This is a genomic window from Mesorhizobium sp. M7A.F.Ca.CA.004.06.1.1 (assembly GCF_003999135.1).
Taxonomy (GTDB): Bacteria; Pseudomonadota; Alphaproteobacteria; order Rhizobiales; family Rhizobiaceae; genus Mesorhizobium.
This window is the reverse complement of record NZ_RZPQ01000276.1, coordinates 1-6762: the sequence shown is the minus strand read 5'-3', so window position 1 is coordinate 6762 and position 6762 is coordinate 1. Positions and strand designations below refer to the sequence as shown.

Genomic DNA, 6762 nt, shown 5'->3' with positions numbered 1-6762 from the left:
CGATAGCCGCCAATGTCGAGGTGGTCGAACCCATGGGCTCCGACACGCTGGTCTGGCTGAAGCTTGCCCAGCAGAATTTCAGCGTCCGAGTGACCTCGGAACGCACGCCCAAGAATGACGAGGCGGTGACGCTTGGCTTCGATCCGATGCGCGCTTCGCTTTTCGACACCGCAACGGGCACACGCATCTAGCTTTTGAGAACAACCCTCATACGACAATCCCCAAGCAAAACGGACAGAGATGATGAACTGGTCATTCCAACTTTACAGCGCCCGCAATTTCCAACCCTGGGACGGTGTGCTCGCCATGCTCGGCAAGCTCGGCTACGCCCAGGTCGAAGGTTTTGGCGGCGTCTATGATGACCCCAAGGCATTCCGCGCCGAGCTCGACAAGAACGGGCTTGCCATGCCGACTGGGCATTTCTCGATCGATGCGCTCGAGAACGATTTCGACGGCGTGCGCAGAACTGCCGACGCACTCGGTATCACGCTGCTCATCTGTCCCTTCCTGATGCCCGATCAGCGGCCATCCGACGTGGCCGGCTGGCGCGGCTTCGGCGAACGCCTGGCCAAGGTCGGCGACGCCGCGAAAAAGGCCGGCTACGGCTTTGCCTGGCACAATCATGATTTCGAGTTCAAGAAACTTGCCGACGGATCGGTGCCGCAGGACCACATCCTGTCATCCGCGCCCGATGTCAGCTGGGAGATGGACGTTGCCTGGGTGGTGCGCGGCGGCGATGATCCGTTGCCGTGGATCGAAAAGCACGGCAAGCGCATCAGCGCCGTCCACGTCAAGGACATGGCCAAGCCCGGCGAGGGGCTGGATGAGGATGGCTGGTCGGATGTCGGCCATGGCACCATCGACTGGGCCGGCCTGATCAAGGTGTTGCGTGCCAAGAGTGCTGCCCAATACTATGTCATGGAACAGGACAACCCCAACGACATCGAGCGTTTCGCCCGCCGCTCCATCGCAGCCGCCAAAACCTATTAGGAGCAATCAGCATGGCAAAGAAACTTGGCATCGGCGTCATCGGCTGCGGCAACATCTCGAAAGCGTATTTTTCGCTGGCGCCGCTGTTTCGCGGCATCGAAATGCGTGCCTGCGCCGACATCAACATGGAGGCGGCCAAGGCGCGGGCGAAGGAGTTCAAGCTGCGCGCCGAGACCGTCGAAGACCTGCTCAAGGCCGACGACATCGACATCATCGTCAACCTGACCATCCCGGCGGTGCACTACGAAGTATCGAAGCAGATCCTCGACGCCGGCAAGCACGTCTATTCGGAAAAGCCGTTCGTGCTGTCGGTCAAGGAAGGGCTCGACCTTAAGAAGCGGGCGGAGAAAAAGGGCCTGCGGATCGGCTCGGCGCCAGACACTTTCCTCGGCGGCGCGCACCAACTGGTGCGCAACCTGATCGACACCGGCAAGCTTGGCAAGGTCACGAGCGGTACCTGCCATGTCATGGGCCACGGCATGGAGCATTGGCATCCCAATCCGGATTTCTTCTTCCAGCCGGGCGCCGGTCCCGTGCTCGATATCGGGCCTTACTACATCACCAATCTGATCCAGCTGATCGGACCGGTGAAACAGGTCGCGGCCTTCGCGACGACGCCGGCCAAGGAGCGGACGATCAGTTCAAAGCCGCGCGCGGGTGAAAAGATACCGGTCAACACGCCGACGACCATTCATGGGCTGCTGGAGTTCGAGAACGGTGCCGTTATAACGCTCAACACCAGCTGGGACGTCTGGGCCCACGGCCACGCGCCGATGGAACTCTATGGCGAGGCGGGTACGGTGTTCGTGCCGGACCCGAACTTCTTCGGTGGTGACGTTCGCTTCACCGACGCGGCCAAGCCGGTCAAGAAGCTGCCGAACTGGCCGCATCCGTTCGGCGTGCCCAACGAGATGCATTCGCAAGGCATGATGGCCAACTACCGCACATCGGGCCTCGCCGACATGGCAGTGGCGATCGCGGAAGGCCGACCGCATCGCTGTTCGATGGAGCTGGCGCTGCACGCCGTCGACGTGATGACCGGGCTGTTGCGCTCCGGCGAAACCGGCAAGTTCGTCGCCATGCAGACCACCTGCGAACGGCCGGCAGCCCTCGGCGTCAAGCAAGCCAAGGACCTTTTGGCGAAGAAGAAGTAGGCAGATACCTCAACCCTCTCCCCGTTCCGGCGGGGAGAGGGTAAAGGTGAGGGGCAAAGCCGACTCGCCCGCGTTGTCGCGATGGCAGTAGCCTGGCTCGCTTCCATTTGAGGATTTTCCGATGCCCTATACGCCCGCCGAAAACCGCTACGAGAAAATGGTCTACAACCGCTGTGGCCGCTCCGGCCTGAAGCTGCCGGCAATCTCGCTCGGCCTGTGGCATAATTTCGGCAACGACACGCCGCACAGGACCAAGCAGGCGATCGCGCGCAAGGCCTTCGACCTCGGCATCACGCATTTCGACCTTGCCAACAATTACGGTCCGCCACCCGGCTCGGCCGAGACCGCTTTCGGTGAAATCCTGCGCACCGACTTCGCCGCCTACCGCGACGAGCTGATCATCTCGACGAAGGCCGGCTACGAGATGTGGGCCGGACCCTACGGCGAATGGGGCGGGCGCAAATACATTCTGGCCAGCCTCGACCAGAGCCTGAAGCGCATGGGGCTCGACTATGTCGATATCTTCTATTCGCATCGTTTCGACCCCGACACGCCGCTGGAAGAGACCATGGGCGCGCTCGACCATGCCGTGCGCTCGGGCAAGGCGCTCTATGCCGGCATCTCGTCCTACAATTCGCAGCGCACACGCGAGGCCGCCGATATCTTGAAGCAGCTTGGCACGCCTTGCGTCATCCACCAGCCGAGCTATTCGATGCTGAACCGCTGGGTGGAGGAAGATGGCTTGCTCGACACGCTCGAAGGGCTCGGCGTCGGCTCCATCGTGTTCTCGCCGCTGGCGCAAGGCATGCTGACCAACAAGTATCTCGGCGGCATTCCCGATGGCAGCCGTGCCTCCCAGGGCAAGTCGCTGAAGACAGCCTTCATCAACGACAAGACCATCGCCAACATCAAGGCGCTCGACGCCATCGCCGGCAAGCGCGGGCAGACGCTGGCGCAGATGGCGCTGGCCTGGGTGCTGCGCAAGGGCAGGGTGACATCGGCGCTGATCGGCGCCAGCCGGCCGGAGCAGGTCGAGGACTGCGTCGGCGCGCTCAAGGTGCTCGATTTCAGCGATGCCGAACTCGCCGAGATCGACACCTATGCGCGCGAATCCGACATTAATCTGTGGGCGGCTTCCGCCGAGCGCAAAGGCCCGCCGCGAAAATAAGTCCTCTCGATAAGCCGGCAAGCAAAACGGCGGGAACCTCTCCCGCCGTTTTGCTTGAAAGCGAACAGCGCTGCTTCAGGGCGTTTTCGGTTTCTGGGCGGTGCCCAGTCCCGCCTTGGGCTTTGCCGGCGCCGGAGCCGAGGTCTTCATCTTCGCCTCGATCCAGCCGGTGTAGTTGGCCAGCCGCGTGTAGATGCCGTAGGCCTCCTTGTGGCCGCACGCCGCACTGCCGTCAGCCGGGCCTTCGCCCCAGCTGACGACGCCGACCTGGACCGGGCCTTCGGCACCGGTCATGAACAGCGGGCCGCCGCTGTCGCCGTTGCAGGCATCGCGCACGCCGCTGGTGGTGCCGGCGCAGATCATGTTGCCGGTCAGCGGGTCGGTCATGTCGGCGGCGATCGCATTGGCTGCCGCGTCGATGCCTTTTTCCGAATAGCGCATACGGCGGGACAGATCACCGAGCGCTGCCTTCAGATCACGCGCATAGATGGCCTTGATGCCGCTGTTGCAGGCCTGGTTCGGCTGCAGATCGAGATCGACAACCATCAGCGTGGTCGGAAAGGTGCCGTCCTGCATCTTGCCCCAGCCGGTGACGGTCGTCTTGCCGGTGTCGGGGGTTGCCTCATGGGCGACCTTGATGGTCGGCGCGTCGGCCGGTTCGGCAAGCCGGAGCAGGGCGAGATCGTTGTCGAGCGTTTGCTCGCTGTAGGCTTCGTTGACGATGACCTCCACCACCTTGTGGCGCTTGCCCTCGCTGAGATCGGTTGCACCGGTCAGCACGGTGACGCTCTCCGGCGAAACCGGCTGACCCTTGTCGTTGAGGCAGTGTGCTGCCGTCAGCACCCATTGCGGCGCGATCAGGCTGCCGCCGCAGAATTGGGCGTTGGCCTGCGAGGCCGGGTTCTCGTCCAGCCTGTCGGTGGTGAGCAGCGCGACCTGGAACGGATAGGCTCCCTTTTCGGCCTGGTTGCCGCCATAGACGCGGTCGGCTGCGTCGGGGTTCTCCGCCGCGGCTTTCGCCCTGGCTTCCGTCACGCGCTTCATTGGCGAGACCGCTGCCTCCGGTCGGGCGACTGCTTCGTCGGCCTGGGTGGAATTGGCTGCCGCAAGGGCGGCTGCGATGCCGAGCAGCGATGCAGCGGCGATCGGCCTGAACCGATGGATGATGTTCATCTGAAGCCCTCCTGATATGTACCCGAGCGGACCAGCCCCGGCGCATGATCAACAAAGCAAGCCTCAGACTGGTGGTCAGGCCGCGCAGCTTTCGTTGCAGCGGCACGGCAGGGACACCAAGTCAGGCACTGCTTCGCGTATCGCGTTCCTGTGCAGACCCCGTTCAAAACCCTATAGCCCCCCACGGGCTATGTGGAAGCTAATTGTCATTCCAATGTTGTATTAATTTAGGCAATATATCCGCCCGGGTGTCTTTGGCGGGGGCTTTGACCGACCGCATAGGCGATGGTCAAATTTCAAGTGCGGTAACCAAAATCCTTTTTCGACGCCACCACGATCTCGACAATATTTCTGTATCTTGATCCAGTCCTTGCTGACTTTTGGGAGAGTCTCACCATGACAAAACTGACAAACGCACTCATTGTGTCCGCATTGCTTTCCTCCGCAATGTGGACGGTCCCGGTTTTCGCCGCCGATCCTGGCTCCGCCAGTGCCGGCAATGGCGAAAGCGCGCGCGACGTGACTTCAGGCGACTACAAGCCCGGGCGGGCAAAGCCAATCGCGCCACCTAAGCTGACCGACGAAGACAGCCGCGCCGCGCCGCTTGCCGACGAGGCAACGGCTGTCAAATCCTACGGCGTCGTCGGACGGTCCGCCGATGGCAAGGAGATCAAGATCGAGCCGAGCGAAGCGCTGCGGGAGCTTATCATCAAGGAACTGAACGCTCCGGCCACCGGAAAAGACGGGGCCGAGCGCAAGACCGAGGATCCGGACCTCGGCGAAGGCGAAGCCGGCCGTCAGGTCTTCGGCACCGACGATCGCGAGCAGGTCAAGAACACCAAGACCTATCCGTTCTCGGCAATCGGCTATCTCGAAGCCAAATCGCCGAAGACGGGCAGCTTCGGCAGCTGTTCGGCAACGCTGATCGGACCGCGCACGGTGCTCACCGCCGCGCACTGCCTCTACAGCCATGAGGACAAGGATTGGCTCTCCGACTATCTGTTCGTGCCGGGGCTGAACGGCAGCACGGCCGACGACGCACCGTTCGGCGCCTTCGCCTTCGAAAGCGCCTATGTGCTGCAAGGCTTCATCGACAACTACCAGGGTTATTATGGTTCGGTCCTGCTGTGGGATCTCGGCATCGTCACGCTAAAGCAGGATGTCGGCACCAATCTCGGCTGGCTGGGCTATGCGAACTATGACGATCTTGGCGACTTCACCGCCAATCTCGTTGGCTATCCCGGCGACAAGCCGATGGGCACGATGTGGAAGGCAAACTGCGAAGTGCATGCCGAAAACATCGCGCCGGAATATTTCCAGTACGACTGCGATACGTTCCCAGGGTCGAGCGGCAGTTCGGTCTATGCCTACGACAACAAGGCCAAGCAGCGCATCGTCACCGGTGTCAACGTGGCGGAAAGCCCCGACGCGAACACCGCCGTGCGCCTGAATGCTGCCAACGTCCAGTGGATCAACAGCCTGTATAAATAATCGCTGCGCATTCGCGGTGGAGACAAAGGCGGCGGCGCAATCCCGCCGCCTTTTTCGCGCCGCTATTTGGCTTCGGCCGTGGGCGGCCCATTGCGCACATAGGTCTCGATCGCCGAAGCGAAAGTGGGAGAACCCGCCTTGCGCTGCTTGTCTATGTAGCCGGCAAAATAGCTCCAGAAAGAGACGGCATAGTCACGGAAATAAGCATCGGTCACTTTGCGCGAACACAAATCGCCGTCGATGCAGAATGACAGCCGGTTGAGGAAATAGACGATGCGATCGAAATTCTCGCTGAAATCGGCGAGCGGCATGTCGCCGCCGGAGGCGGTCATCGCCTCGATGCCGATCCGTTGCCGGAACACCTGCTCCTCGGTTGGCGAGGGGTTGGCGCTGAGCAGATTGTCATATTTGGCGTTAAGCGCGGTCAGACGATCTTTCAGCGCGCGCTGCGCCTGCTGGTAGTCCTTGTTTTCCCAGAGTTCGACAAGCGACATGGTCTGCTCGACGCGCTTCTGCTCCTGGTTGGCCAGGAACTGGTAGACCGAGAACATCAGGGTGAAGATGATGGCGAGACGCACGGCCATGCCCGACCAGGCATAGACCAGCATGCGCCAGTCGCGGTCGGTGAAGGGGTTGCTCTCCTTCTTGATCTCGTGGGCGCTTGGCCAAGGGAAACCTTCGGTGGTTTCCGCCAGCGCGGGTTTGCCGGCCGGCGCCTTTGCGGCGGCTGCTGTCTGCCTGGTGTTGCCCGTTGGCTTCTTCATCCGCAGCTGTCCAGTTCAATGG

General features: G+C 61.9%; 7 protein-coding genes. 5 read left to right on the top strand and 2 right to left on the bottom strand.

Annotation, left to right across the window (positions count from 1 at the left end; all coding sequences use genetic code 11):
• From EN906_RS17535 to mgrA, 4 genes are all read left to right on the top strand, one after another.
• Positions 1–191 (top strand): TOBE domain-containing protein (locus tag EN906_RS17535; RefSeq protein WP_127375281.1); only part of this gene is annotated, 191 nt, incomplete at its 5' end.
• Between the two features lie 52 nt (positions 192–243).
• Positions 244–990, top strand: coding sequence for a sugar phosphate isomerase/epimerase (locus EN906_RS17530; protein ID WP_127268555.1), 747 nt, complete (start codon positions 244–246; stop codon positions 988–990).
• 11 nt (positions 991–1001) lie between these two features.
• Complete coding sequence (locus tag EN906_RS17525) at positions 1002–2144, top strand: Gfo/Idh/MocA family oxidoreductase (RefSeq protein ID WP_127272134.1); 1143 nt, start codon at positions 1002–1004, stop codon at positions 2142–2144.
• 121 nt (positions 2145–2265) lie between these two features.
• On the top strand, positions 2266–3312 hold the full coding sequence (mgrA, locus tag EN906_RS17520; protein ID WP_127268557.1) for an L-glyceraldehyde 3-phosphate reductase: 1047 nt from the start codon (positions 2266–2268) through the stop codon (positions 3310–3312).
• 75 nt (positions 3313–3387) lie between these two features.
• Here the strand turns inward: mgrA and EN906_RS17515 are convergent, their stop codons facing one another.
• Positions 3388–4485, bottom strand: coding sequence for a trypsin-like serine protease (locus tag EN906_RS17515; RefSeq protein WP_127272136.1), 1098 nt, complete (start codon positions 4483–4485; stop codon positions 3388–3390).
• Between the two features lie 396 nt (positions 4486–4881).
• On the opposite strand from EN906_RS17515, the gene EN906_RS17510 reads away from it, so the two are divergent.
• On the top strand, positions 4882–5976 hold the full coding sequence (locus tag EN906_RS17510; RefSeq protein WP_127375280.1) for a serine protease: 1095 nt from the start codon (positions 4882–4884) through the stop codon (positions 5974–5976).
• A 62-nt stretch (positions 5977–6038) separates the two neighbouring features.
• Here the strand turns inward: EN906_RS17510 and EN906_RS17505 are convergent, their stop codons facing one another.
• Positions 6039–6740 carry a hypothetical protein gene (locus tag EN906_RS17505; RefSeq protein WP_127272138.1) on the bottom strand — a complete coding sequence of 234 codons (702 nt, stop codon included), beginning with the start codon at positions 6738–6740 and terminating at the stop codon, positions 6039–6041.
• Positions 6741–6762: the final 22 nt, after the last annotated feature.

What these genes read in the sequence shown, in the direction of transcription:
- EN906_RS17510 (WP_127375280.1), top strand. Translation starts at nt 4,882, where the DNA reads ATGACAAAACTGACAAACGCACTCATTGTGTCCGCATTGCTTTCCTCC.
- EN906_RS17525 (WP_127272134.1), top strand. Translation starts at nt 1,002, where the DNA reads ATGGCAAAGAAACTTGGCATCGGCGTCATCGGCTGCGGCAACATCTCG.
- EN906_RS17505 (WP_127272138.1), bottom strand. Translation starts at nt 6,740, where the DNA reads ATGAAGAAGCCAACGGGCAACACCAGGCAGACAGCAGCCGCCGCAAAG.
- EN906_RS17515 (WP_127272136.1), bottom strand. Translation starts at nt 4,485, where the DNA reads ATGAACATCATCCATCGGTTCAGGCCGATCGCCGCTGCATCGCTGCTC.
- mgrA (WP_127268557.1), top strand. Translation starts at nt 2,266, where the DNA reads ATGCCCTATACGCCCGCCGAAAACCGCTACGAGAAAATGGTCTACAAC.
- EN906_RS17530 (WP_127268555.1), top strand. Translation starts at nt 244, where the DNA reads ATGAACTGGTCATTCCAACTTTACAGCGCCCGCAATTTCCAACCCTGG.